The sequence below is a fragment of the Pseudobacillus wudalianchiensis genome (assembly GCF_001685015.1).
Taxonomy (GTDB): domain Bacteria; phylum Bacillota; class Bacilli; order Bacillales; family Domibacillaceae; genus Pseudobacillus; species Pseudobacillus wudalianchiensis.
Window position 1 is genome coordinate 40,620 of the sequence record NZ_MAYT01000028.1, and the last position, 22,622, is coordinate 63,241.

The 22,622-nt window shown below is 39.0% G+C and carries 23 protein-coding genes; 5 read left to right on the forward strand and 18 right to left on the reverse strand.

From position 1 onward, the window contains the following. Positions 1-205: 205 nt before the first annotated feature. The 4 genes from A8F95_RS15620 to A8F95_RS15635 form a co-directional block, all read right to left on the reverse strand. A complete protein-coding gene (locus A8F95_RS15620; protein WP_049661710.1) occupies positions 206-385 on the reverse strand; it encodes a hypothetical protein in 180 nt (59 codons plus the stop codon). A 235-nt stretch (positions 386-620) separates the two neighbouring features. Then, positions 621-1,214: an SCO family protein gene (locus A8F95_RS15625; protein ID WP_065411393.1), complete on the reverse strand. Its 594-nt coding sequence runs from the start codon at positions 1,212-1,214 to the stop codon at positions 621-623. Between the two features lie 117 nt (positions 1,215-1,331). Next, the gene (locus A8F95_RS15630) at positions 1,332-4,481 is read right to left on the reverse strand and encodes an AAA family ATPase (protein ID WP_065411394.1); all 3,150 of its coding nucleotides are present in this window, start codon (positions 4,479-4,481) and stop codon (positions 1,332-1,334) included. Continuing rightward, on the reverse strand, positions 4,478-5,623 hold the full coding sequence (locus A8F95_RS15635) for an exonuclease SbcCD subunit D (protein WP_065411395.1): 1,146 nt from the start codon (positions 5,621-5,623) through the stop codon (positions 4,478-4,480). Before A8F95_RS15635 ends, A8F95_RS15630 begins: the two co-directional genes overlap by 4 nt. A gap of 211 nt (positions 5,624-5,834) precedes the next feature. Here A8F95_RS15635 and A8F95_RS15640 point away from each other — a divergent pair, with 211 nt between their 5' ends. Next, positions 5,835-6,260: a DUF2621 domain-containing protein gene (locus tag A8F95_RS15640; protein ID WP_049661704.1), complete on the forward strand. Its 426-nt coding sequence runs from the start codon at positions 5,835-5,837 to the stop codon at positions 6,258-6,260. A gap of 224 nt (positions 6,261-6,484) precedes the next feature. Here the strand turns inward: A8F95_RS15640 and A8F95_RS15645 are convergent, their stop codons facing one another. The 3 genes from A8F95_RS15645 to A8F95_RS15655 form a co-directional block, all read right to left on the reverse strand. Continuing rightward, the gene (locus tag A8F95_RS15645) at positions 6,485-6,976 is read right to left on the reverse strand and encodes a CcdC family protein (protein ID WP_425415016.1); all 492 of its coding nucleotides are present in this window, start codon (positions 6,974-6,976) and stop codon (positions 6,485-6,487) included. An 87-nt stretch (positions 6,977-7,063) separates the two neighbouring features. Continuing rightward, the gene (locus A8F95_RS15650) at positions 7,064-7,423 is read right to left on the reverse strand and encodes a response regulator (protein ID WP_049661700.1); all 360 of its coding nucleotides are present in this window, start codon (positions 7,421-7,423) and stop codon (positions 7,064-7,066) included. 102 nt (positions 7,424-7,525) lie between these two features. Continuing rightward, positions 7,526-8,233, reverse strand: coding sequence for a cytochrome c biogenesis CcdA family protein (locus tag A8F95_RS15655; protein ID WP_065411397.1), 708 nt, complete (start codon positions 8,231-8,233; stop codon positions 7,526-7,528). Between the two features lie 129 nt (positions 8,234-8,362). On the opposite strand from A8F95_RS15655, the gene A8F95_RS15660 reads away from it, so the two are divergent. Beyond that, positions 8,363-8,635 carry an aspartyl-phosphate phosphatase Spo0E family protein gene (locus tag A8F95_RS15660; RefSeq protein WP_342669964.1) on the forward strand — a complete coding sequence of 91 codons (273 nt, stop codon included), beginning with the start codon at positions 8,363-8,365 and terminating at the stop codon, positions 8,633-8,635. An 89-nt stretch (positions 8,636-8,724) separates the two neighbouring features. On the opposite strand, the gene A8F95_RS15665 is transcribed toward A8F95_RS15660, so the two are convergent. The 6 genes from A8F95_RS15665 to yneA all read right to left on the reverse strand — a co-directional run bounded on the left by A8F95_RS15665 (position 8,725) and on the right by yneA (position 13,231). Beyond that, positions 8,725-8,940: a YneF family protein gene (locus A8F95_RS15665; RefSeq protein WP_049661696.1), complete on the reverse strand. Its 216-nt coding sequence runs from the start codon at positions 8,938-8,940 to the stop codon at positions 8,725-8,727. 80 nt (positions 8,941-9,020) lie between these two features. Continuing rightward, positions 9,021-9,467 carry a sporulation inhibitor of replication protein SirA gene (gene sirA, locus A8F95_RS15670; protein ID WP_049661694.1) on the reverse strand — a complete coding sequence of 149 codons (447 nt, stop codon included), beginning with the start codon at positions 9,465-9,467 and terminating at the stop codon, positions 9,021-9,023. 193 nt (positions 9,468-9,660) lie between these two features. After that, the gene (tkt, locus tag A8F95_RS15675) at positions 9,661-11,667 is read right to left on the reverse strand and encodes a transketolase (RefSeq protein WP_065411398.1); all 2,007 of its coding nucleotides are present in this window, start codon (positions 11,665-11,667) and stop codon (positions 9,661-9,663) included. Between the two features lie 231 nt (positions 11,668-11,898). After that, positions 11,899-12,132 carry a DUF896 domain-containing protein gene (locus A8F95_RS15680; protein ID WP_065411582.1) on the reverse strand — a complete coding sequence of 78 codons (234 nt, stop codon included), beginning with the start codon at positions 12,130-12,132 and terminating at the stop codon, positions 11,899-11,901. A gap of 113 nt (positions 12,133-12,245) precedes the next feature. Further along, a complete protein-coding gene (locus A8F95_RS15685) occupies positions 12,246-12,902 on the reverse strand; it encodes a YneB family resolvase-like protein (protein WP_049661690.1) in 657 nt (218 codons plus the stop codon). Positions 12,903-12,907: 5 nt separating this feature from the next. Beyond that, entirely contained in the window at positions 12,908-13,231 is a 324-nt protein-coding gene (gene yneA / locus A8F95_RS15690) for a cell division suppressor protein YneA (protein WP_065411399.1), read from the reverse strand. 156 nt (positions 13,232-13,387) lie between these two features. On the opposite strand from yneA, the gene lexA reads away from it, so the two are divergent. Next, a complete protein-coding gene (gene lexA / locus A8F95_RS15695; protein WP_049661688.1) occupies positions 13,388-14,005 on the forward strand; it encodes a transcriptional repressor LexA in 618 nt (205 codons plus the stop codon). Between the two features lie 271 nt (positions 14,006-14,276). Here the strand turns inward: lexA and kynU are convergent, their stop codons facing one another. Then, on the reverse strand, positions 14,277-15,563 hold the full coding sequence (kynU, locus tag A8F95_RS15700; protein ID WP_065411400.1) for a kynureninase: 1,287 nt from the start codon (positions 15,561-15,563) through the stop codon (positions 14,277-14,279). A gap of 227 nt (positions 15,564-15,790) precedes the next feature. Between kynU and A8F95_RS15705 the strand changes: the two genes are divergently transcribed. After that, positions 15,791-16,510: a CPBP family intramembrane glutamic endopeptidase gene (locus A8F95_RS15705; protein ID WP_065411401.1), complete on the forward strand. Its 720-nt coding sequence runs from the start codon at positions 15,791-15,793 to the stop codon at positions 16,508-16,510. Between the two features lie 161 nt (positions 16,511-16,671). On the opposite strand, the gene A8F95_RS15710 is transcribed toward A8F95_RS15705, so the two are convergent. Beyond that, a complete protein-coding gene (locus A8F95_RS15710) occupies positions 16,672-18,216 on the reverse strand; it encodes a GGDEF domain-containing protein (RefSeq protein ID WP_176713732.1) in 1,545 nt (514 codons plus the stop codon). 287 nt (positions 18,217-18,503) lie between these two features. Between A8F95_RS15710 and A8F95_RS15715 the strand changes: the two genes are divergently transcribed. Beyond that, entirely contained in the window at positions 18,504-18,983 is a 480-nt protein-coding gene (locus tag A8F95_RS15715; RefSeq protein WP_065411402.1) for a YfmQ family protein, read from the forward strand. A 265-nt stretch (positions 18,984-19,248) separates the two neighbouring features. On the opposite strand, the gene pdxR is transcribed toward A8F95_RS15715, so the two are convergent. From pdxR to glnA, 3 genes are all read right to left on the reverse strand, one after another. After that, positions 19,249-20,682: a MocR-like pyridoxine biosynthesis transcription factor PdxR gene (gene pdxR / locus A8F95_RS15720; protein ID WP_065411403.1), complete on the reverse strand. Its 1,434-nt coding sequence runs from the start codon at positions 20,680-20,682 to the stop codon at positions 19,249-19,251. Positions 20,683-20,842: 160 nt separating this feature from the next. Then, positions 20,843-21,052, reverse strand: coding sequence for a hypothetical protein (locus A8F95_RS15725; RefSeq protein ID WP_245671394.1), 210 nt, complete (start codon positions 21,050-21,052; stop codon positions 20,843-20,845). Positions 21,053-21,284: 232 nt separating this feature from the next. Next, positions 21,285-22,619 (reverse strand): type I glutamate--ammonia ligase, encoded by a 1,335-nt coding sequence (gene glnA, locus A8F95_RS15735; protein WP_065411405.1) that lies wholly within the window; start codon positions 22,617-22,619, stop codon positions 21,285-21,287. Positions 22,620-22,622: the final 3 nt, after the last annotated feature.

Genomic DNA, 22,622 nt, shown 5'->3' on the forward strand with positions numbered 1-22,622 from the left:
GGAAGGCATTCTCCTGCAGCGAAAATCTACAATGAAGCAAAACAGAGCCTATGTTAAGAGATATATTTCCCTTTAACAGGAAAACGGAGCTGCCGGAAATAGGCACACTCCGTTAAAATGCTGAAATTATAAGATTAGCAGACAATCTACTAAATTGGCAGGTAAATGGGAAATGAATACTAGAAGGCTAGTGATCGGGAGAATATTAATATTTTCGTGAGTCGCAATTCGGGCAAATATAAACGTCTTCTGCGTCGAAAATGGAGCCGCACTTCGTTTGCTCAAGCACCACAAATGCTTTTTTTAAGTCAGCACGGACTCCTTCCCACCCGCACTCACACTTCACTTGGTTAAACGAACCAAACTTGTAAACACCATAGTTCATAAATTTCACCCCTTTTTAAAATTTTCAGAAAAACTTCTGTGTAACTATCTTACCCAAAATGAAGGAAAAAATCAATTAAACGATTGTGAATTTTTTGTTAATTTTACAAAGTCAAGTCTTGTTTTTATTTTATTAAATGATTTTTTCGCCATTTTTTTCGCTTTATCTAACAAAATGAAGAAGGCTGTTTCCATAGCTAAACAGCTGGAACAACCTTCTCCTACAACAGAAAACCTTAGTCCTGTTCAACCAAAGTCTTCACATCTTGAACAATCTCTTCAAAAGGAACTTCTTCTGCCCCGCTATAATTTTTTACTACTGTGCCTTCTTTATTCACTAAATAAAAGCTTGTACCATGCATGACTTGGTTCGAGTTCGGGTCAGGAACTGCCAGTGTTTGAAGGTTTTTTTCTGCAAACTCACGAATGTATTCCGGATCATACCCCGTAAGTAAATCCCATTTTTTCTCATCAGCTTCAAAGTGAGAAATGTAATCCTTTAGCTTTTCAGGTGTATCAACTTCCGGGTCTACACTGAAAGAAACGATATGATAATCCTCTACCCCTTCTTTCTCCAGCATTTTTTGAAGATCCGCCATATTCTTTGTCATTGGTTGGCACACTGTCGTACAGCTAGTAAAAATTAAATCAGCGAGCCATACTTTCCCTTTTAAATCATTCAAACCCACTTTTTCATTATTTTGATTTGTATGTTCAAAGTTTTGCATTTTGACATCCATATTACTTTCAAACTCTTTCTTGCCACAGCCAGCGATAAGTAACACAATCGAAAGCGCAGCTACGATAAAAAAAGAACGCAAGTGCTTCAAACTGTTTTCCCTCCTGCAATTTTCTAATTAGTCTAACGTAATGTTATGGCATATGGACAATAAATACAACGGGAAGCCCTTTATTATCTTGAATAATTTATGAACAGCCCTGTCCATTTAGACCATTTGCGGAGAGGAAAGCGATAATTGAAAATGTGTATAGCTGCCGCTTTGTGTAGACATAACCTCAAGCCGAGCGTCAATTCTTTCTTTAAGCTCCGGCACATGGGAAATGACACCGACGAGCCGGCCAGAATCTTGGATCTCCATCAGCGCTTCAATCGCCTGATCCAGCGACTCAGGATCAAGCGTACCGAATCCCTCATCAATAAACATCGTTTCTAAGGAGACACCGCCAGCATACTGTTGCACGATCTCTGCCAAACCGAGAGCAAGTGCTAATGCCGCTTTAAAGCTTTCACCGCCCGACAGCGTTTTTACGTGTCTTTCTTGGCCAGTGTACTGATCAAAAATAAGCAATTCAAGGCCACTTTGGGCATTTCCTTTGGCCCGGTCTGTTTTACGATGCATCGTGTAGCGGCCGCTCGTCATTTTAACGAGGCGTTCATTGGCTACAACTAAAATATCATCAAGAAAAGAAGCGAGCACATATCTTTCAAATGTTAGTTTATGCACGTTCTTCCCATGCGTTATATCATAAAGATGACCAATTAAGCTATAGTCTTGTTCTAGCCCTCGTAAGTGTTTATTAATTATTTCTACTCTTTCTTCAATCCGCTTGCAGCTGCTAATTAAATGGTTAAGAGCTAAGCGTTCCTTGTCTTGTTTAGCTAGCAGCTCATCAACTTCAGCTTTTTTGGCCATTAAAGCGGAAAGATCCGGCTTCTCAATACCAATAAGGCTCTCTGTGAACTCTTGCAATAGATCGGATACAGAACGAAAATGCTCATTAAAAGAATGGATATCCTGCTGTAGCTGTTTGAGCTCTGCAGACGTCCGTTTACTAGCTGAGTAATGTTTAAAATCATGGAACTGGTGTTCCTCCATTAGCTGTTTAAACCGGATACGTTCTGTATTTAAACGCTCTTTTTGCTGAGCAATCGTACTTTCTATTTCCTTTAGCCCAGCTTTTGCCGCGGCGAGTGCTGTTTCTGCAGCCTGCTTTCTTTTTAGAGCTTGTTCTAACAGCTTAGCTAAAAATTCATTTTTTTCTTCCGCCTGCTTTACTGCCCGCTCATAAGCGGCCATTTGTTGAAGCGGCAGAGGAATCGTTTTCAGCAAGTCTTCTACCTGTGACTGTTTGGCCGCATATACTTCCCGTGCTTTTAGCTCCTCTTGTTGACAGCTCATCAATTCTGCACGCAGCTCTTTCCACTGCCCATTCAACCGATTGCGTTCTTCGGTCCACTCTTTTTTCTGCAAAAGCTTCTCATTCGCCTGGTGAATCGATCGCTCAATAGCTGCTTGATCAGCTGCCAATTGCCCTTTTTGATCAGCTATATGTTCCCAATCTACTTTTAAAGCGGCTTCTATCGTTTCTTGCATAAGTTCTTCTAATACTTCTCTTTCTTTTTGCAGATGAATTTGAGTGCGGGCAAGTTCACCAGCCGCCTCATGCAGCTCTTTCTCCACTTGTGCCACTATTTGTTTAGCCGCTTCAATTTCTTCTTTTTCCGGAGCATCTCCATGAGCTTTCGCCGGATGTGGATGATGGCTAGAACCACAGACAACACATGGTTTCCCGGCGACAAGTGATTGCGCTAATATACCTGCCTGTTGTTTTTGCCAATCCCCCTCCAGCTGTTCCACATGGAATCTTGCCGCTTGCAGTTTTTGCTCTTTTTCTTCGTTTAATTGTTTGTTCCGTTTTTCCAGCTCTTCCAGATGAGTGATTCGTTCTGTAATCTTAGCTATTTTTTCAATTAATTTCATCTGGGCTTCCACTTGATACTTTTTCTTTTCTTCGTCGTACAAAGCTTGCTGCCAATGATCTAGTGAAGCTAGTTCCTCTTCCAGTTTTCCTATTCTTGTTTCCATTGTCATGGACTGGGCAGCAAGCGATTCTCTTTTCTTCTCATATGTCTTAACTTGGATCTCTAAGCGATTCAGCTCGGCTTTTTTTTCATCAAGCGAATAGATAGACTCTTTCAGTGCTAGCAGCTTGTTCAACTCTTCTGCTGCTGTCTTTCTCTCTGCTTCTCTAGCCTGTTCTTCTTCCCATTGTTGTGCGGCTTTTTCTAGAGTTACTTGATAATCAGCTGTGGCGGCCTGAGCTTCTTCCGCTCTTTTTTCATCGTCATCAAGATGTTTTTTTAACTGTCGGCATAAATCTTCCTGATGGCCTAATTTTTCTGCCTTCTCTGCCCATTCAATTTTTTCTATCTTTTGATTTATTACGGGTTTTTTAGCTTCTAACTCTCTTTTTTCAACTTCTAACTCCTCTTTACGGGCGATCTGCTGAATAATATGCTTTGCTTGATGAATATTCCTCGTTAATTCATCACGGACGTTTTGTTGCTGTTCAATCGTCTCGGTCATTCCAGTTAATTTTTCTGTTAATACGTCAATATCTGTTTTTAATTGTGAAAGGATCGCTATTTCATTACGGGGCTCTTGATTGAGCAGCTCTGTCATTTCAGCAGTTGAAGGTTCAATACTGTCTAGTAATTGAGTGCGCTCTTTTTGTCCGTTTTCCACTTTCTTTGCTAATTCATCTGCTTGCTGCTTTAATTTATCTTCTATTAATTTATAAAATTGAGTGTGGAAAAGACGCTGCAGTACTTTTTCCTTCTCTTTACTGTCTGAGATCAGAAGCTTCCTAAATTCTCCTTGTGGGATCATCAGTATTTGTCTAAATTGATTGGCATCAAGCTGAATGATTTCTTTAATTTTCTCATCTACATCCCGAACGTTGGCAGCAATTAACTTTTTTTCTCCTTGGTCGTTAATTTCATAAAGTTCAGCCTTTGCCGTAATCGTCCGAACCCCCTCGCCACGCTCTTTTTTCTTCTCTTGCTGGGGGGCACGATAGATTTGGTAATGGCGATTCTTCAAAGAGAATTCTAAATGCACTTCCGTTAACATGCTGTCTTTGGCGAACTGGCTACGGAGATCCGTTCCTGTTCTCTCTTCTCCACTTGCCCGGCCATATATCGCAAAACTGATGCCATCAAAAATAGTCGTTTTGCCGGAGCCAGTTCTGCCTGAAATGACAAACATCGTTCGATTCTCCAGTTTTCTGAAATCAATTTCTTCTCTTCCTGCATAAGGGCCGAATGCCTGCATAATTAATTTAACGGGCCTCATCTTTGATTCGCCTCCAGCTGTGCCTCTTGAATAACTTTCTCCATAATTTTTTTCTTTTCATCTGTAAAACTATCTGTCGTCATCTGACTGTAAAAATCAGCAAAAAGGGCAATATCAGATTTCTTCTCTTCACGATTCATTTCATAGCTTTCTTTTTTGCGCTGATCAATGACGTCAATCTGCCTTTCAAGATGCAGAATATTAGGATAAGCCTGCCGTAGTTTCCCCATCGGATCAATAATAGCTCCTCGGTCAAGCAAGGTTACTTTTAAATAGTCTTCTGCAGCTTCTCTTTGAATACGGGCAGGATCCAGCAGCTCTTCCATTGTTCCCTCTATCGCACGCATATCCCTCTTTGGCTGAAGCGTTTTTTCTTCGATTGAAACGGTTCCTTTTTCATCAACGGTCACAATAGAAATACTTTTACGCTGCTTTACTTCAGAAAATGAATATTTCAGCAAAGAGCCGGAATAACGAACTTTCTCATGTTTAATCGCATCAGGACTATGTAAGTGGCCAAGTGCCGTATAATGAAACGGGGCAAATAAGCTGGCATCGACACAACCCGAGCCTCCTACGGACAAGGTTCTTTCCGAATCTGTCGTCTTTCCTCCCAGGACAAAAGCATGACCAACGAAGATATTTACTTCTCGATGATTCATTTCTTTTTCTAGTCTTCCTATTAAACATTTCATGGCGTCTTGATGGGTATGAATCGAATCATCTCCGAGCAGCTGACGGATCGTGCCTGGCTCTGCATAAGGTACACAATAAAAGTTCACCCCATTAATCCGAACAGGTGAAAATTGATCATCGACCTTTCCTTTTAAATAAAATTGACTATGCTGAAACCACGAGGAGCCGAACGAAAGGCGTTCAGAACTATCATGGTTGCCTGAAATCGCTACAATCGGTGTCTCCAATTCTACATTAATTTTAAATAACATCTCATTTAATAATTCAACAGCGCTCGTTGGCGGCACGGACCGATCGTATAGATCACCAGCAATCACTACGGCATCTGGTCTCTCTTCTTCTACTACTTTAGTAAACTGAAGCAAAACCTCGCGCTGTTCCTCTGTCATATAAACACCGTGAACAAGTTTTCCTAAGTGCCAGTCCGCTGTATGTATAAACTTCACTTCTGTCACCTCTAATCAAGTCTCTCTCTTCATAGTATCGAAAATTATCAGGAAAGCAAATTGCTTTTCTTTCTGTAAACGGACAGTATATTGAATTTTTCATGCTTAAAAGCTGTTATATTTTAGCAAGAGGCCGGTATTTACGGTTGTATCCATTTTCTCCTTTGTCTATAATTAGTAGCGATAGAAGAGAAACTTGGAGGTTAGCGTCATGCTGCAAGGTTGGTTTTCTTACTTTATACTTTTATGGGTTATCATCCTAGTTGGCAGTTTTGCCATCGGCGGATTTTTTATGTTTCGCAAATTTTTAAAACGGCTGCCTAAATCAGATGGAAAATCAGACATGGATTGGGAAGAATATTATGTGGCTCAGACAAGAAAACTGTGGAATCAGCCGGAGAAAGAGTTGTTAGAAGAATTAGTCAGTCCCGTACCTGAACTTTTTCGGGATGTGGCACGCCAGAAGATTGCTGGAAAAATCGGTGAATTAGCGTTAGAAGAAAAAGCAAGAAAGATTACACAAGATTTAGTCATACGAGGATATATCGTGGCTACTCCGAAAAGAGATCATAAGTTTTTACGTAAAAAACTAAATGAAATGAAAATTGATTTCACTCCTTATAAACACTTATTTTAAAAAAAGAGCTTGCGGCAATAGCGCAAGCTCTTTTCAGGCTGTTGACAAACACTCGCTTTCTTCGTTGCTCGCCTAGCTGCGGTGCTCATGACCCTCATGGTCACTCTGCTCCTCGCCAGGCTTCGCGCCTCCAAAGACAAGCATTTTTAATTAACCTTAGATATTGAAACTAGATCTTGTCTGTACTCTCAAAAGAACTTGTGGCAATAGCACAAGCTCCTTTTTCATGAAAGCGGATTTTCATTAAGTGACTCTTCATCTAATTTTGTCCGCAGGCTGCGATATTGCCGATACATAGCAATCCGCCATGGAACAATCATTGAAAAAGCAAGAATAAAAAACATTCCGCTTAATTGACCAAGGTGAATAGTGGAGCTTAATACGACCTTGCCGACAATTCGGATAATTAATAAACTCATTAAAATAATCGGAAAGGCTTTCGACCGCTTTAAATAAATATCATCATCGCGAATTTCAAAATTTGAAGTTTTAATTAATAAAATGGAGAACAACATGCCTACGACTACGGCTTCCAATAATTCCGACGGAGTCACCCTAAACTCCGGCAGGACAAACATTAAGGCCCCTGTACTCATAAAAAGTGGCGGCAGCATAATTTTATTAGCCGAAGTGGGTTTCTTCGCAGCTTTCATACGAACAAATATGACTGTGATCCCCATAACTACCGCTAAAACGGATGAAGCAAAGAGCATCATCTTCATCATTCCTTATCTTAAACATTTGCTAAGTTATTATAATCAATTTTTCATGAAAAGACAAAAGCTGTTTTCTGTGAAAACAGCTTAATCAAGCAAACGGCGTAATGCTTCATTTACACGAACCTCATCGAAGGGCTTGGTAACAAAGTCTTTTGCTCCCGCTTCAATTGCTTCCATTACCATCTTCTGCTGCCCCATAGCTGAACAAATAATAATTTTTGCTTCAGGAAATTCTGATAGGATTTTTTCAGATGCTTGAATACCATTCATGACCGGCATCGTAATATCCATAATTACAATATCTGGCTTCAATTTTTGATATTGCTGCACCGCTTCCTCACCATTTTCAGCTTCTCCTAAAACCTCATGTTGTAAATTTGTTAGCATATCTATCAATGTCATTCTCATAAATTTTGTATCATCTACGACTAATACCCCTGCCACTGGCCGAATGCCTCCCTCTCCACTGGGAAATAATGTTACGACTCTCTTTATCATAAATAATACATGTTTATGGAGAGGAAGGCAATCTATACATAAGCAAAATTAAAATCCAGTAAAGTCCCCAAACAACGGACTTAGGAATATAATAATCTTTGTCATCCAATCGAAGAACAGGACAATCCCCATTACAATCATAATGTAACCGCCCACTTTCATAATGACCCTGCTATGTTTTCGAATCCACTTCATCCGTCCGATAAAGAAAGAAAGGATAAAGAAGGGAATGGAAAACCCTAGCGTATAAGCAATCATATATAAAAGTCCTGATCCCGGATTGCTTGCTGCTAGAGCAAAAACAGACAGGAGAATTGGGCCTGTACACGGCGTCCAACCAGCAGCAAAAGCGAGGCCTATTAACAGCGAACCTAAGTAGCCTCCCGGACGGTTTTTAAATTCCAGTCTTCGCTCCGTCATCATAAACTTCGGCTGTAAGATACCTGTAACGACTAAACCAAAAAAGACAATAAAGATGGCGCCGATTTGCCTAATCAAATCTTGATATTGTGACAAAATATTGCCGACAAAGCTTGAGGCAAAGCCTAAAGATATAAAGATTAGAGAAAATCCCAGCAAGAAAAAGAGCGTATGCAGCAAACTCCTCCGTTGTAGCATTTTATTCTCATTTTTTAGTTCACTGACACTCATGCCGGTAATATAAGAAAGAAATGCGGGATAAAGTGGCAAGCAGCACGGCGAAATAAAACTGAGAAACCCTGCACCGAAGGCTAAAAAAAAGTTAAGATCATTCAATGAAACCTCCTGCCTTTCATTGATATTGTAACAAAGTTTTAAGCAGGAATCGAAAAAAAGAGATATGAATAATTTGTGTCTGCTTACTTTTGAGGAAAAAGAAAATTCTTAAAAGGAATAACTTTGTTTTTGAAAAAAAGTAAAAGATTGGGTATACTAGAGAAACCGATAAACACTTCCCAATTATTATTACAGAAAGGACCTTCTGCCGTGCACAAAGACGACCTATTGGATGCTATCGAGAAAAAGCGGTTGGAGCTATTTCAGATTGTCACCATTAAAGGATTAAACTCTCCGCTTGCCGTAAAATGCAGCCAAGAGCTTGACCTTTTATTAAATGACTATGACCGCAAATACGTTCATTCCTCTCCCTCTCTTTACCAAAAACAAATGCCAAATTAAAAATGAGCAGAGTTTAAAACACATCTGCTCATTTTTTGCGTTCATTTTTACAAAATCTAAAAATAAAAGCACTCATAACTGAGCGCCATTTATTTATTATCAAATTGCTTGTTCATTTGTGCCATCATTTGATTTATTTTTTTCTGCGAAGGCTTTTGGCCCATTTGCATCATCATCATTCGCAGCATTTGTTCATTAATTGGCGGATTCTTCTTTAAATAGTCCATCATGTATTTACGGGCTATAAAAAATCCTAGCGCAACTCCGGCAGCTAAAGCCAGAATCCCGACGAGTACATACCACATAAACTACTTCCTCCTTCATGTCGTCTACTAAAAGTTTACTAAACCAAAAGACATTATACAACATGAAAGAGAAATTTTCTTTACTTAAATAAATTTTCTTTCTTAATCGGCGCAAGCCAGCCATAATTCTTGCGTTCAAAATCGACAGCAAACAAACAAGCATTCAATTTTTTTAGGGAATAAAAGAAAACAGTTTCCGCTTCATAACTCCCTAACGCTTTTAAATGCAAACATTTCTCTTCAGCGGATAACATCGCTTTTCCTTTCTTTTCTGGAAGCTCAATCGTGAAAAGATTATTTTTTTCGACGGCAAAGCTGTCTTTATCCATTAAGGCTTCTTTTAAAACAGAGGCAAGAGACCGCATTGAAAATTCTTTCGTAATGTATTGAATTTGTTTCTCTACTATACTTTTTTCATTTTTCTTTCCTGTAGAGCTTTCAAAAAACAACTGAAAAAAGTTTTGCTCACGCCCGTAAAAGTAATGAGCGAATTCTTCTCCAATCCAATAAATTTGATAGGTTCTCATTAATTTTACCTCCTGCTTGTCCTTTTCCCCATTATAAGAAAGAACCCTTATCAAAGTTGTTGAATTTTGGAAAAAACGTTCACTAGTTTTGTCGATTCGGTTCTAATAGGCGATTCCGGAATCGAAAAGTTTGTTTCCTATACGAAAAAGCCAGTTTGCTCAACGAACAAACCGGCCTTCTATATCTATTTTCTTACTTATTTAACAAAGCTTTTGCTCGGGATACGACATTTTCAACCGTAAATCCGTATTCTTCTATAACCTTGTTTCCTGGGGCAGAGGCACCAAATTGGTCAATCGCGATCATATCTCCTTCATCCCCTGTATAACGTTCCCAACCTAGAGAAGCACCCATTTCGATAGCGAGACGCTTTTTCACTTCTTTTGGAAGAACAGAACGTTTATATTCTGTGCTTTGCTTTTCAAAACGGTCCCATGACGGCATGCTGACAACCGCCGCATCAATTCCTTCTTGTTGAAGCACTTTTTGCGCTTCTACCGCTAAGCTGACTTCTGATCCTGTAGCCAATAACAGTAAATCAGCTTGCTCTTTTTGAGCTGCAGACACAACGTATGCTCCTTTAGCTACTCCTTCTTCTGCTGTTTCGGAAGTTCCTTGGATCGTCGGCAGATTTTGGCGAGTCAACACGAGAACAGTCGGTGTTGATTTAGATGAAACGGCTAACTTCCAAGCGGCTGCTGTTTCATTTCCATCTGCTGGACGGATCACAGAAAGATTCGGCATAGAACGAAGGGCAGACAAATGCTCAATCGGCTCATGCGTTGGGCCGTCTTCTCCTACCGCGATACTGTCATGAGTAAATACATATGTGACAGGCAATCCCATTAAAGCAGAAAGACGCATTGCTGGACGGACATAATCAGAGAACACGAAGAATGTGCCGCCGAACACTTGCAGTCCGCCATGTAGAGCCATGCCATTCATAGCAGCTCCCATTGCAAACTCCCGAACGCCGAACCAAATGTTACGCCCCTCATAAGCAACCGATGAAAAGTCTTTCTCATTTTTAATCGTTGTTTTATTAGAACCCGCCAAGTCAGCCGATCCACCAATGAAAGTTGGAAGATTTTTAGCAATCGCATTTAACACTTCTCCTGATGAAGCACGGCTCGCTAACGCCTTTCCTTCTTCATAAGTTGGGATATCTTGATCCCAGCCTTCCGCTAGCTCGTCATTAATAGCGGCTTCAAGCTGTTGTCCAAGCTCAGGAAATTGCTTTTTATATTCTGCAAACAATTGCTCCCACTCTTGTTCAACTGCTTTTCCTCTTTGAACAATCGACTCTTCAAAACGGCTGTATACCTCTTCAGGTACATGGAAATCTTGTTCAAATGTCCATTTATAATTTTCTTTCGTTAATTTTAGTTCATCTTCACCAAGCGGAGCACCGTGCACATCAGACTTGCCTGATTTATTAGGGGAACCATAGCCGATCACAGTCTTTACTTCAATCATTGTCGGACGTGTTTCATCCTGCTGTGCTGCTTCAATCGCTTTCGCAATCTCCTCCATGTTGTTTCCATCTTCCACGCGGAGGTATTGCCATCCATATGCTTTAAAGCGATCTTCTACGCTTTCAGAGAAAGATTTATTCAGTTCGCCGTCAAGAGAAATATCGTTCGAATCGTACAGAACGATTAAACGGCCAAGCTTCAAATGGCCGGCAAGAGATGCAGCTTCAGAAGCCACTCCTTCCATCAAGTCTCCATCACCGCAAAGTGTGTATGTATAATGGTTTACTACTTTATACTGATCCTTATTGTAAACGGCAGCCAGGTGTCTTTCAGCCATTGCCATACCTACAGCCATCGCAATTCCTTGTCCAAGCGGACCTGTCGTTGCCTCCACGCCGTCTGTATGTCCGTATTCTGGATGTCCTGGTGTTTTGCTGCCCCATTGACGGAAATTCTTAATTTCATCCATTGATAAGTCATAACCTGATAAATGCAGCAGGCTATATAAAAGCATAGATCCATGGCCCGCTGATAAAACGAAACGGTCACGGTTAAACCACTTTGAATTTTTAGGATTGTGGTTCATATAACGGCTCCAAAGCGTATAAGCCATTGGAGCAGCCCCCATCGGCAAACCAGGGTGTCCGGAATTTGCTTTTTCAATCGCATCTATGGAAAGCGTGCGGATCGTATTCACTGCTAGCTGATCAACTGTATCAAACATGGAAAACTCCCTTTCATTACAAATATTGTTCCTTCTTAATATATAGGTGTTTCTCAAAATATACAAGATGTCTGCGAAGATCTATTAGATCAAGCTGTTGACAAACAGCTTCTTTCTTTATTGTTCATCTGTTTGTGTTGCTTATTCTCTTCTAATTACAGCGTTTTACCTTACAATTCATCTTGTTTATTTTATTTAAATAGCAAAAAGAGCTGGTTTAGGCCAGCTCTTTTAATGCATTTTTTTTCGATTTTGAATATCTTTAATTTTTTTAGGCGTTACTTCATTGCCTTCAGGATCAAAAACCCGGACTGTTTCCACTGTATTCTTCATTGAGGTACGAAAGGCAGTTAAATATTCTTGACGCAGGTTCGTCTGCTCGGCCTTTTCCTCAGGAGTTAATCCTTCCGTTTTTGATTTCTTAGAAAGTTCATTAATACGGGCAAGTTTCTCTTCAGAAAGCATAGTTGGGGTTACTGCTAATTCAGTTTTAAAATTAGCAGACTCTCCTTTCTTCTTCTTCATTTTATTGATGGCTTTATTGTATTAAAAAGGGAAGGAACAAACAAGAAAGATGCCTATTCAAGCTCTTCTTCAGCTTGTTCGGCATATTCTTTAAATCTTCTATGAACGGTTGCCTTAGATACTTGATAGCCAAATCCTTTTAAAGTAGCGGCTATCTCCTCAAACGTTAAATTATTGCGGCGCAGACGAACAATTTCTTCTATTGGTACTTCTTTTCTTTCCCTGCCGGCCGGATTTCCTCTGTTTTTTAAATTCTCTTCTGGACGAAAGCCATTTTCGACAGCTCGCTTCATCCCCCGTTTTATTTTTAAATTGTGAATTTTCCGCTGGTACTCCTCTACCATACTCACAATTTGAATAACCATAGAATCTGATTCAGAAAGCTGCAATTCACCGTCGTCCGCAATACTGAATACTTTTACTTCCTCTTTAAACAAGCAATGCAATAAAGCGATCTTTGCATTGCCTCTTCCAATTCTCGTTTCATCTTGGATGAGCACAGCATCAATCGGTTCTTTTTTTACTTGATCCAATAAATCAAGCATTCCCGGCCTGTCTAGCTCATAGCCGCTCACCTGCTCTTTAATCACAGCGGCTACTTCATATCCCTTTCTTGCAGCAAGGCTCAGCAGTTCTTCTTCCTGACGCTGAAGCGAGGTTTCTTGAGTTTCCTTTTTAGTACTGACACGGCAATAAATAATCGCTTTCACTTATATTACTCCCCTTTAAATGCAACTTGGCCTCCGGTGTGAGAGGAGTGCGAAACAATCGGGATAACAAGAGTATCTCCCGGCAATATTTTCACAGAGTGCAGCCTGTTTTCTTTTTGTACCCACATGATAAAGTCTTCTTCTTTCATTTCTTGTCCGCTATTATACTCTTTCGCGATGCTCCAGAGAGAATCTCCTTCTTGTACGGTGATTTCTTTGTAAGGAATTTGGTCTTCACTCACACTAAAGATTAGCATTATTCCCGCTATTATTGTAACAGTCATAAATAAAAGAACAAAAAAATTCTCTTTAACAAATACTTTCACCACTAAACATCCCCTTTAAGCGAATACTCGTTCGTATGTTATTTTTATTTTAGTAAGAACATCTGTTTGTGTCAAGATTTTATTCGAACTTATGTTTGTATCCTAAAAACCGACATGGTATAATACAGGAAATAGATAAAATCTAAGAGGTGCTGACAAATGACTAAATTATCAAAGAGGCAGCAGGATATTTTGGACTTTATAAAGCTTGAAGTCAAATCAAAAGGCTATCCGCCTTCTGTGCGGGAAATTGGTGAAGCCGTCGGACTCGCATCCAGTTCTACTGTTCACGGCCATCTTGCTCGCCTAGAGAGCAAAGGGCTAATCCGCCGCGATCCAACCAAACCGCGTGCTATCGAAATATTAGAAATAGAAGAAATGGTACCGAGACAAAAAGTAATCAATGTGCCATTAATCGGGAAAGTAACAGCAGGAATGCCGATTACCGCCATCGAAAATATTGAAGAATACTTCCCTTTGCCAGAGCGGCTTGCACCAGCCGATGAACACGTATTTATGCTGGAAATTATGGGTGACAGTATGATTGAGGCAGGAATTTTGAACGGCGATTACGTTGTTGTACGCCAACAGCAGACAGCCAAGAATGGCGACATCGTTGTAGCCATGACCGAAGACGATGAAGCAACTGTGAAACGCTTCTTTAAAGAAAAAGACTTTATTCGCCTTCAACCTGAAAATTCATCTATGGAACCAATCATTTTGTCTTCCGCTACTATTCTTGGAAAAGTCATTGGTGTCTACCGAGATATTCATTAATAACGAGGTAAACTCCTTTTTGCTCCCGTTGCTAAAAGGAGTTTTATCTTTTTTAGAAGAATACTAGAGTGTTAATCTATCCTATGACCAAACCGAAGACGATATGATTGTTCTAGTTAAGAAATAATGATATTTTTTAAAAAGAGCGTAACCGTGCTACTTCCACATATCTTGAAGTCAAGGGATAGCTAGATTACTAGAGTGACATAAAAAAGCCCCTAACCATTCAAAGGCCAGAGACAGAACAAACCCCGATTAAGCTTTCTATCCATTACGCAATAATGCCGCGTTCATTTTCAAATTGCTTGTATTGTCCTTCTTCCATAACCTTCTTTAAAATTCGCACGGCTTTCCATACATCTTCATACGAATTATATAAAGGAACAGGAGCAAAACGAATGCCATTCGGCGCTCGAAAATCCGGGATCACCCCATTCACTTTTAGCGCCTTGCAAATCCGTGCTGCTTCTTTATGTTCCAAATAAATGTGCCCCCCACGTCTTTTATCCTCTAACGGGTTGCCTATGTTAAAATGCACATCCGCTAATTCCCGAGAAATTAGCTTCATCATATAGCTTGTCATACATAAAGACTTCTTTCGAAGATTCGCTATACCTGCTTCCGCGAAAATGTCCAGCGAACCAATCAATGGCGCCGCACTTAATATATGAGGTGTTCCAATTTGATAGGCGCCTGCCGTTTCTGCCGGTATCATCGTATGCTCCATATCAAATTGTTTGTCTTTATTCGAACCAAACCATCCGGCAAGACCCGGGGCTTTGCCAAAGTGTTTTTTATTTACGTATAACCCGCCAACGCTGCCTGGTCCACCGTTTAAGTATTTATACGTGCACCAAACTGCAAAATCTACTTCCCATTCACTCAACTGGTGTTCTATTGCCCCAATCGAATGGCAAAGATCAAAGCCAATGAGAATACCACGCTCATGGGCTGCTTTTGTGAGGCGCTTTATATCTAGAATTTGTCCGCTTCGATAGAGGACACTTGGTAAAACGATTAAAGCAACTTCTTCTGTCATCGCTTTAATTACATCCTCCTCTTCGATTAAACGCTTATCCCGGCTTTTTACACGGATTAGATGCGTTTCTGGATTATAGCCTTTCATCCTAAGCTGGCTTTGCAGTGCATATATATCAGAAGGAAAAGTAAGTTCATCCGCCAGTATTTTTGTTCTTTCGCCTCTCGGTTCATAAAAGGTTGCGACCATTTGATGCAAATTGGTCGTGGTAGAACCAGTTAAGACGACTTCTTCAGAATTTGCCCCGACTAATGGCGCTACTTTTTCTCCTAACCGTTCGGAAAGGTTGTACCATGGATCATCCCCTTCAGTCCAGCCATCAATACCAAATTGTTTCCATGAATCCAGCAAATCGAGTAACGATTTTTCTGCCCGTTTCGATAGCACTCCTAACGAATTCCCATCAAGATAGATACTCCCCTCTTGAAGATAAAATTCCTTGCGAAATGGCGCGAGCTTATCTTGTTGATCAAGCTGACGAACATACTCATATGAAGAATCAAAGTGCTTTTCAATCATTTACTTATCCCCTTTATTGTCAAGTAATTTATTCTCCCCATTCCTACTATAACGAGAAAAGCAGAAAACGTCATGTCTTGCCACAGCATTGAAAAACTAAAAGATCCGTCAGGAAAAAATAATGAGCATGTCTATAAGCAGGACTTATCACACTAGATATAGGTAGATAGTTGTATCTTCTTTCCTTTTCATGAGATAATTGGTACATAAATTAGGAGGATACTTATATGTCATTGTTTATTTTTGGATCTTTGTTATTGATATTTCTTATTTTTATCTATCCTTTCCTAGACGTAAAATATACAAAAACGTTAAAGGAGAAAAAGGATACTGCTTCAAGATTACGCTATTTTAAATTCGTCATCTATTCAGAATGGACAGTAGTCGCTATCATTCTTTTATTTACCTCCCTTTTTACTACAACGCTTAAAGATATAGGTCTAGTCTTTCCAGATCAGCATCGTTCAGAGGTTTTAGGAATGATTTTCGGCTTTCTCACAGGGGTTGCCGTTTTAATCTTTGTTCTAATGAAACTTCCTTTTTACCAAAAGCTATTAAATAAGCAAGTATCAGAAATTGATTATTTGCTTCCCACGAGTAAATCGGAGAGAAATGTATCTATTTTTGTAGCAGTGACCGCTGGGATTTGTGAAGAAATTATTTACCGGGGGTTTGTGATTCATTACCTATCAAACTGGTCAATCGAAATGAGCACTCTTCAAATCATGATTATCTCTGCTGTTATTTTCGGTTTTGCTCACATTTATCAAGGGTGGAAAGGCTTCCTTCTCACAGGATTAATCGGCTTCGTATTGGCTCGTTCCTATTTAGCGACCGGCTCCCTTTTGTTTCCGATCATTCTTCATATTATAATTGATATGCGTTCTTTCTTATTTAGCAAGCCATTGCCTAAAGAGACTAAAACCACTTTTGATAAAAGCCTTTAATTTTTACTACAAGAAAAGCCCTTGATGTGATCTTCGCACAAGGGCTTCATGTAAGTGTATGTTTTACGTTCTTGAGGGTGGCCTTGCATTCTAAACGCAGCCACCTTTTCATATGAAAAATGGCAGGCAAAGTAGACTTTCTCTATCCTCTCCACTATATATTAGATTGAATATTTATTTTGTTTAGATTTAGATTTTTCTTTATACATTTCTATATCTGCAAGCTCAACAGCTTCCTCTACAGAAACATTCGTTCCCGTTTTATAATAATAGCATCCATAGCTAACTGAGATGTTATATGGCTTATTCTGTAATCGCTTCATTTCTTCAAAAGCATTCATTATAGTATCCCATATTTTATGGACGTCAGACATTTGCTTATTAAAAAAGACGATGATAAATTCATCTCCGCCATACCGAAAAAAGACGTCTTCTTTTTCTATATGCTTGGTAATTTCCCCACAAACCGTCTTGATTAAATTATCCCCTTCAGAATGGCCGTGTCGATCATTTACCTCTTTTAGATTATTTATATCAATAAAGCACAAAATAAACTCCATGTATTGGTTTTGCGCATTTAAACATGCATTTTGTAAAATTTCCATTCCGCTTCTTCTATTTATTATGCCAGTCAGCATATCCACCGAAGCATGTTTCCTAAGTTCATTTTCTACTTCTTTAAAATTTGTTATATCGGTTATCCCCACTAGAATATGCTTCTCATTCGCATAATCAATCAACTCATAATTAACAGAAAGCCATCTCGCTGAATTAAAAGCTGCTTTTTGCTCTATGATATGATTTTTTATACTTCCGTATTTAATAAGATTTTTAACGATCGTTAACCTTTCTTCCAAATCGTTATAGATGAGTGTTCCATCCACTTGCTCTTTCTGCTCAAATACTTGTTGATAAAAATCCTTAGCTCTTTGATTCATCAACACAATTTTGCCGTCATGGATGGTAGTGAGAATGAGCGGATATGGATTTACATCAAATAACTTTCGAAAACTCTCTTCATTCTTTTTTATTTTTACTTCATTCATAAAATCCTTTCTTCTATTTGAATAAAGCGTCACTACAATAAAAAAGGCTATCATTGCGGCAACGGTTGTATTAATTTGTTTGGTGATAACAATGTACTTATCTTCACTTACGATAGAAAGGCCTAAAAGAAAAGCAATATGGCTGAATAAGAAAATAAAAAATGTAGGTGTCGGTCTTATAGGAAGAATAGCGGCAACACTAATAATGATAATGGCATACGCATCGACATTTCCTGTCAATCTTTGACTATTAAGAGAAGCAATGACGCCCATTAAAACATAAAATAAAACATACGTATTGGTAATAAAAGCCAGTCCTTTTGATGTTAAAAACGACTCCTTATTTTTAATCATACGATAAAAACAGAGATAAAAAATAGACAAAAGAAAACCAGCCAAATGGACCGCTATAAGCGTATATCTATAACTAGCATCTTTTAAATCTTTAAATAAAACAGTGTCCACGTATAAGTAATAAGCATATAAAACGAGTAAAATAATAGACGTTATTTTCAATCTATGCATTAAAAGAATGGTATTCGATTTAACAAAATCCTCATTTTCCTTGAAATCAACTCTATGAAATGTTTTTACTATTCTCCTCAGAACATCCTCTAATTTAGAATTAATCATACGCAAAAAGTCCTGCTTTCTACCCATTTTTTTCATTTTAGCACGAGGTTTTCAAAAAGAATATAGGCAAGAAGAGAATTAATTTACATAGTAAGTGATCATTACAACCTTCTTACATTTTATTTATTAAACCCGGAAAAATAAAACGTTACAATTAAGTGGTTGGGTAAAACACTGGAGAATTGGATGGTTCGTTACATTAACAATTACCTTATTATATTTTGTGATAGCCCTAATCTATACATCAATGTTTAAAACAAGTAGCTCCAGATAAATTAGTTACTTAACATCATTACTCAAGGAGTTGATCCGCTATGACGTGGACTGTTGCTATTTCATTAGCGATTGGGTGCATGATTAAATTATTAATGAGCCCTCCAAGTGCAATGGTAGGATGGATTTTAAATAAATTCGCCCTTCACCCAAAACTGAATCCAGAAGAGATTAGTATCACATTTAACGAACAGCCCTTAGAAGAAAGAGAAAAAATTAGATTTATTAACTATTTTAACGATGCGGCATTTTTAAAAGAATATGATGTGTTTCCAGGTAATGAAAAATTTTTCCTACACCCAGAGACTACTATGATTCCGTTTGTTATCAACATACAAAGAAACAACAAAGATGTGCACCTCTTTGTTTATAGGTACGATGATCACGTGGATGTAGTAAAGCAGTACAAGGAAAAAATTGTTTCTTATAGCCTTCGATCTGATTGCCTACAAAAATTTGTTATTTCAACTAAGAATTTTAGTATAGATGCAATAAAAGAAAAGTCTTCCTATACAATTTAATACACTATATTATCCATCCGTTCATTTACATAGATAACTTTAGCATGAAAACAACCCTGAATTTCCTCCTTAACATGGAAAATCCAGGGTTTACTCTTTCAAAGGCTGTATGAATAACATGATCGGCTTTTTGTTTTAAAGAAAAGTCACCCCGCCTTCTCTGCGGATGTTATCCGAATAAAATATTCACCTATTATTTATATTTAATCGCTAGATTTTTTATCATAACATGGGAATGACGATCCTTGTATAGCTCATTTTCTTCCTAAATCGTATTATGAAAAGCATCTGCAAATCTTTTGATTCCTTCGGCTATGCCCTCTTCCGTTTCTCTTGCGTAGGTGAAACGGACATATCCTTTGCTTGATCCCATGGTTGATCCAGGAACATAAACAACTCCTCTCTTGATTGACTCCTCCAGTAAGAGCAGCTCATTATGTTCCTTCTTTAACCTGCACCACAAATGAATGCCTCCTTCAGGGACCTGAAAGTCAACTTGTCCCTCTAAATAAGACTCCAAACTTGTGACAATTTGATCTCGTCTCTTCTTCAGCTGTTTAACTAAATTTCTAATATGATTGTTAAAATGATCAGATTCTAGAAATTCGTTTGCAATCCATTGCGTAAAACTCCCATGTCCGAAATCTACTTGCTGCTTGGCATCTGCCAATCTTTCAATGACCGGCTTCGGGCCGATAATCCATCCAATTCTTAAGCCAGAGGCAACAACTTTTGATAAAGAACTAATATATAAAACGTTCCCATGATGATCCATGGATTTCAAAGGAGAGGCACCTTCCCCTGTGAAAGACGTTAAACTATAAGGGTCATCTTCAACCACTGGAATTCCATATTCAGACGATAATTCAAGTATTTGTTTCCGGCGATTTTTTTGAAGAAAGGCACCAGTTGGATTTTGAAAGGCAGGGTTTAAAAATATCATCTTAATCCGATGTTTCATATGTAAAGAGAGTAAATCATCAGGGTTTATCCCGTCCTTGTCTACAGGCAAGAAAAAAGACCTTAATCCTGCAGATTTGAACACTGGGAGGCCATAGTGATAGGATGGCTCCTCTAAGGCAATAGCATCACCTGGTTTCAAGAGACACTGTACCACCAAGTGCAAAGCCTGCTGTGCACCGGAGGTAATCAAAATGGAGGAAGGATTCGCCTCAATTTCCCGGTAAGCTTTCATGTGTTTGGCAATCGTCTCTCTTAACGTTTCACTGCCTTGAAGATGATCGTAACCGAGACTTCCAGAAAAAACTTTCGTCGACATAATTTCCTGTAAAGAGTTTGTTGGAAAGAGGTCCTCTGACAGTTCTCCACTAGCCAAATTAATTAATTTTTGAGCCGTCATTTCTTTGCGAATTCTTTGTGTCACAGGTAAATTAGGTAAAAATGATCCCGCTTCAACATACCGATTCCAGCTTGGTACACGTTTTTTAGTAATCCCCCAAATATCCTTACTGATTGTTGTCCCTTTTCCTCTTTTTCTTTCAATCAATCCATTTGCCTCTAATTCATCGTACGCTGATACTATTGTACTTCTATTGACACCTAATTCACTAGCCAATTGCCTTTCTGACGGCAAAGGTTTGTCTGGAGGAAAGGTTCCGTCGGCTATTCCATTTTCAATATATTCAGCAAGCTGCTTATAAATAGGCTTTTTGGCTTTTCTATCTGGTTTCCAATCCATATAGTCAGCCCCCCTTTACTTAATTGAATAGACAAAATTTAGTTACTCCTGAAGTGATAAGCAATACAATACACTTTTCCTGAGTAATATCCCCTCTTGCCAAAAAAGTAACCTATCGTCTGATAAAGACGATAGGCACAGAATATACAACACGTTTAATTTAAGCGAACCATTTGATGTACACTCCAACAGCCATAAAAGAAAGGACAAGGACCACAAGATAAATCAAGCTTAAGTTCATCGTATTTCGGCTTGTTTTATTTCTATAATCTTCGTCGCCTTTACCTGTTAATAAAAGAGTAGAAACACCAGCAATTATTACGAGAATAATAATTAAAACAATAGCAAGACTCATATATGAATCACTCAAAATATACGCACCTCTCATTATATATGCATATTAATTAATAGTATCATTTGTTCAATTCGTTATAAACACTTCCATTGTATATGGACCTATAAAGGTGTTAACCATCCAAAACGATAGAAATTTAGCCATCCACTCATCAAAAAGGAACGTGCCTAAAAGAGCATTTATCAAACTTTTTCCGTCCAAAACGAAAAAAGCCCTTGAACCAAGAGGCTCAAGGGTTTTTTCACTCTTAATACATTTGAATATATTGTTCACGTTCCCAAGGATGGACTTGTGTGCGGAACATATCCCATTCGATTTCTTTTGCTTCAATGAAATGTTCAAGAATATGATCACCGAGTGCTGCTTGAATCACTTCGTCTTTCTTCAGCATGCGAAGCGCTTCTGCTAGTGTGCCCGGAAGATCCTCTACCCCTTCGCGCTCTCTTTCTTCTTCGTTCATTGTGTAGATGTTGCGGTCAACAGCAGGCGGTGGTGTCATGCTATTTTTAATACCGTCTAGTCCTGCTTGCAGAAGAACGGCCATCGCTAAGTATGGATTTGCTGCTGGGTCTACGCTGCGCACTTCTACACGCGTACTCATGCCGCGTGCGGATGGAATACGGATAAGCGGGCTGCGGTTTTGGCCAGACCAAGCAACGTAACAAGGTGCTTCATAACCAGGTACGAGACGCTTGTAAGAGTTGACAGTCGGGTTCGTAATAGCTGTAAATCCTTTCGCATGTTTGATGGTACCTGCGATAAATTGGTAAGCTGTTTCACTTAATTGCAACTCTCCATTTTCATCATAAAACGCGTTTTTGCCTTCTTTAAATAGAGACATGTTGCAGTGCATACCTGATCCACTTACACCGAACAACGGCTTCGGCATGAAAGTCGCATGCAAACCATGTTTTCTGGCAATGGTTTTAACAACAAGTTTAAATGTTTGAATTTCATCACAAGCTGTTAGGGCATCTGCATATTTAAAGTCAATTTCATGCTGGCCTGGTGCCACTTCGTGGTGAGAAGCCTCAATTTCAAAGCCCATTTCTTCTAGCTCAAGCACGATGTCGCGACGGCAATTTTCGCCAAGGTCTGTCGGCGCTAAATCGAAGTAACCGCCGTTATCGTTAAGCTCTAATGTTGGCTCTCCATTTTCATCTAGTTTAAAAAGGAAAAATTCAGGCTCAGGTCCTAAGTTAAAGTTAGAGAAACCTAGCTCTTCCATTTCTTTTAAAATTCTCTTTAAATTGCTGCGCGGATCCCCAGCAAAAGGTGTGCCGTCTGGCATATAAATATCACAAATTAAACGAGCCACTTTTCCTTTTTCAGCTGTCCATGGGAATACTACCCACGTATCAAGGTCTGGATAAAGATTCATATCAGATTCTTCAATCCGCACGAATCCTTCAATAGAAGATCCATCAAACATCATTTTATTATCAAGTGCTTTTGGCAATTGGCTTACCGGAATTTCCACGTTTTTGATCGTTCCTAAAATATCAGTAAACTGCAAGCGGATGAATTTAACGTTTTCCTCTCTCGCTAAATTCATAATGTCTTCTTTTGTGTACTTGCCCATAAA

Coding starts and splice junctions, on each gene's coding strand:
- A8F95_RS15620 (WP_049661710.1), bottom strand. CDS start 385: ATGAACTATGGTGTTTACAAGTTTGGTTCGTTTAACCAAGTGAAGTGT.
- A8F95_RS15630 (WP_065411394.1), bottom strand. CDS start 4,481: ATGAGGCCCGTTAAATTAATTATGCAGGCATTCGGCCCTTATGCAGGA.
- A8F95_RS15640 (WP_049661704.1), top strand. CDS start 5,835: ATGCTGCAAGGTTGGTTTTCTTACTTTATACTTTTATGGGTTATCATC.
- A8F95_RS15645 (WP_425415016.1), bottom strand. CDS start 6,976: ATGATGCTCTTTGCTTCATCCGTTTTAGCGGTAGTTATGGGGATCACA.
- A8F95_RS15665 (WP_049661696.1), bottom strand. CDS start 8,940: ATGTGGTATGTACTCGTCGGGATTCTGGCTTTAGCTGCCGGAGTTGCG.
- sirA (WP_049661694.1), bottom strand. CDS start 9,467: ATGAGAACCTATCAAATTTATTGGATTGGAGAAGAATTCGCTCATTAC.
- tkt (WP_065411398.1), bottom strand. CDS start 11,667: ATGTTTGATACAGTTGATCAGCTAGCAGTGAATACGATCCGCACGCTT.
- A8F95_RS15680 (WP_065411582.1), bottom strand. CDS start 12,132: ATGCTTTCTGAAGAGAAACTTGCCCGTATTAATGAACTTTCTAAGAAA.
- lexA (WP_049661688.1), top strand. CDS start 13,388: ATGACTAAATTATCAAAGAGGCAGCAGGATATTTTGGACTTTATAAAG.
- kynU (WP_065411400.1), bottom strand. CDS start 15,563: ATGATTGAAAAGCACTTTGATTCTTCATATGAGTATGTTCGTCAGCTT.
- A8F95_RS15705 (WP_065411401.1), top strand. CDS start 15,791: ATGTCATTGTTTATTTTTGGATCTTTGTTATTGATATTTCTTATTTTT.
- A8F95_RS15710 (WP_176713732.1), bottom strand. CDS start 18,216: ATGGGTAGAAAGCAGGACTTTTTGCGTATGATTAATTCTAAATTAGAG.
- A8F95_RS15715 (WP_065411402.1), top strand. CDS start 18,504: ATGACGTGGACTGTTGCTATTTCATTAGCGATTGGGTGCATGATTAAA.
- pdxR (WP_065411403.1), bottom strand. CDS start 20,682: ATGGATTGGAAACCAGATAGAAAAGCCAAAAAGCCTATTTATAAGCAG.
- glnA (WP_065411405.1), bottom strand. CDS start 22,619: ATGGGCAAGTACACAAAAGAAGACATTATGAATTTAGCGAGAGAGGAA.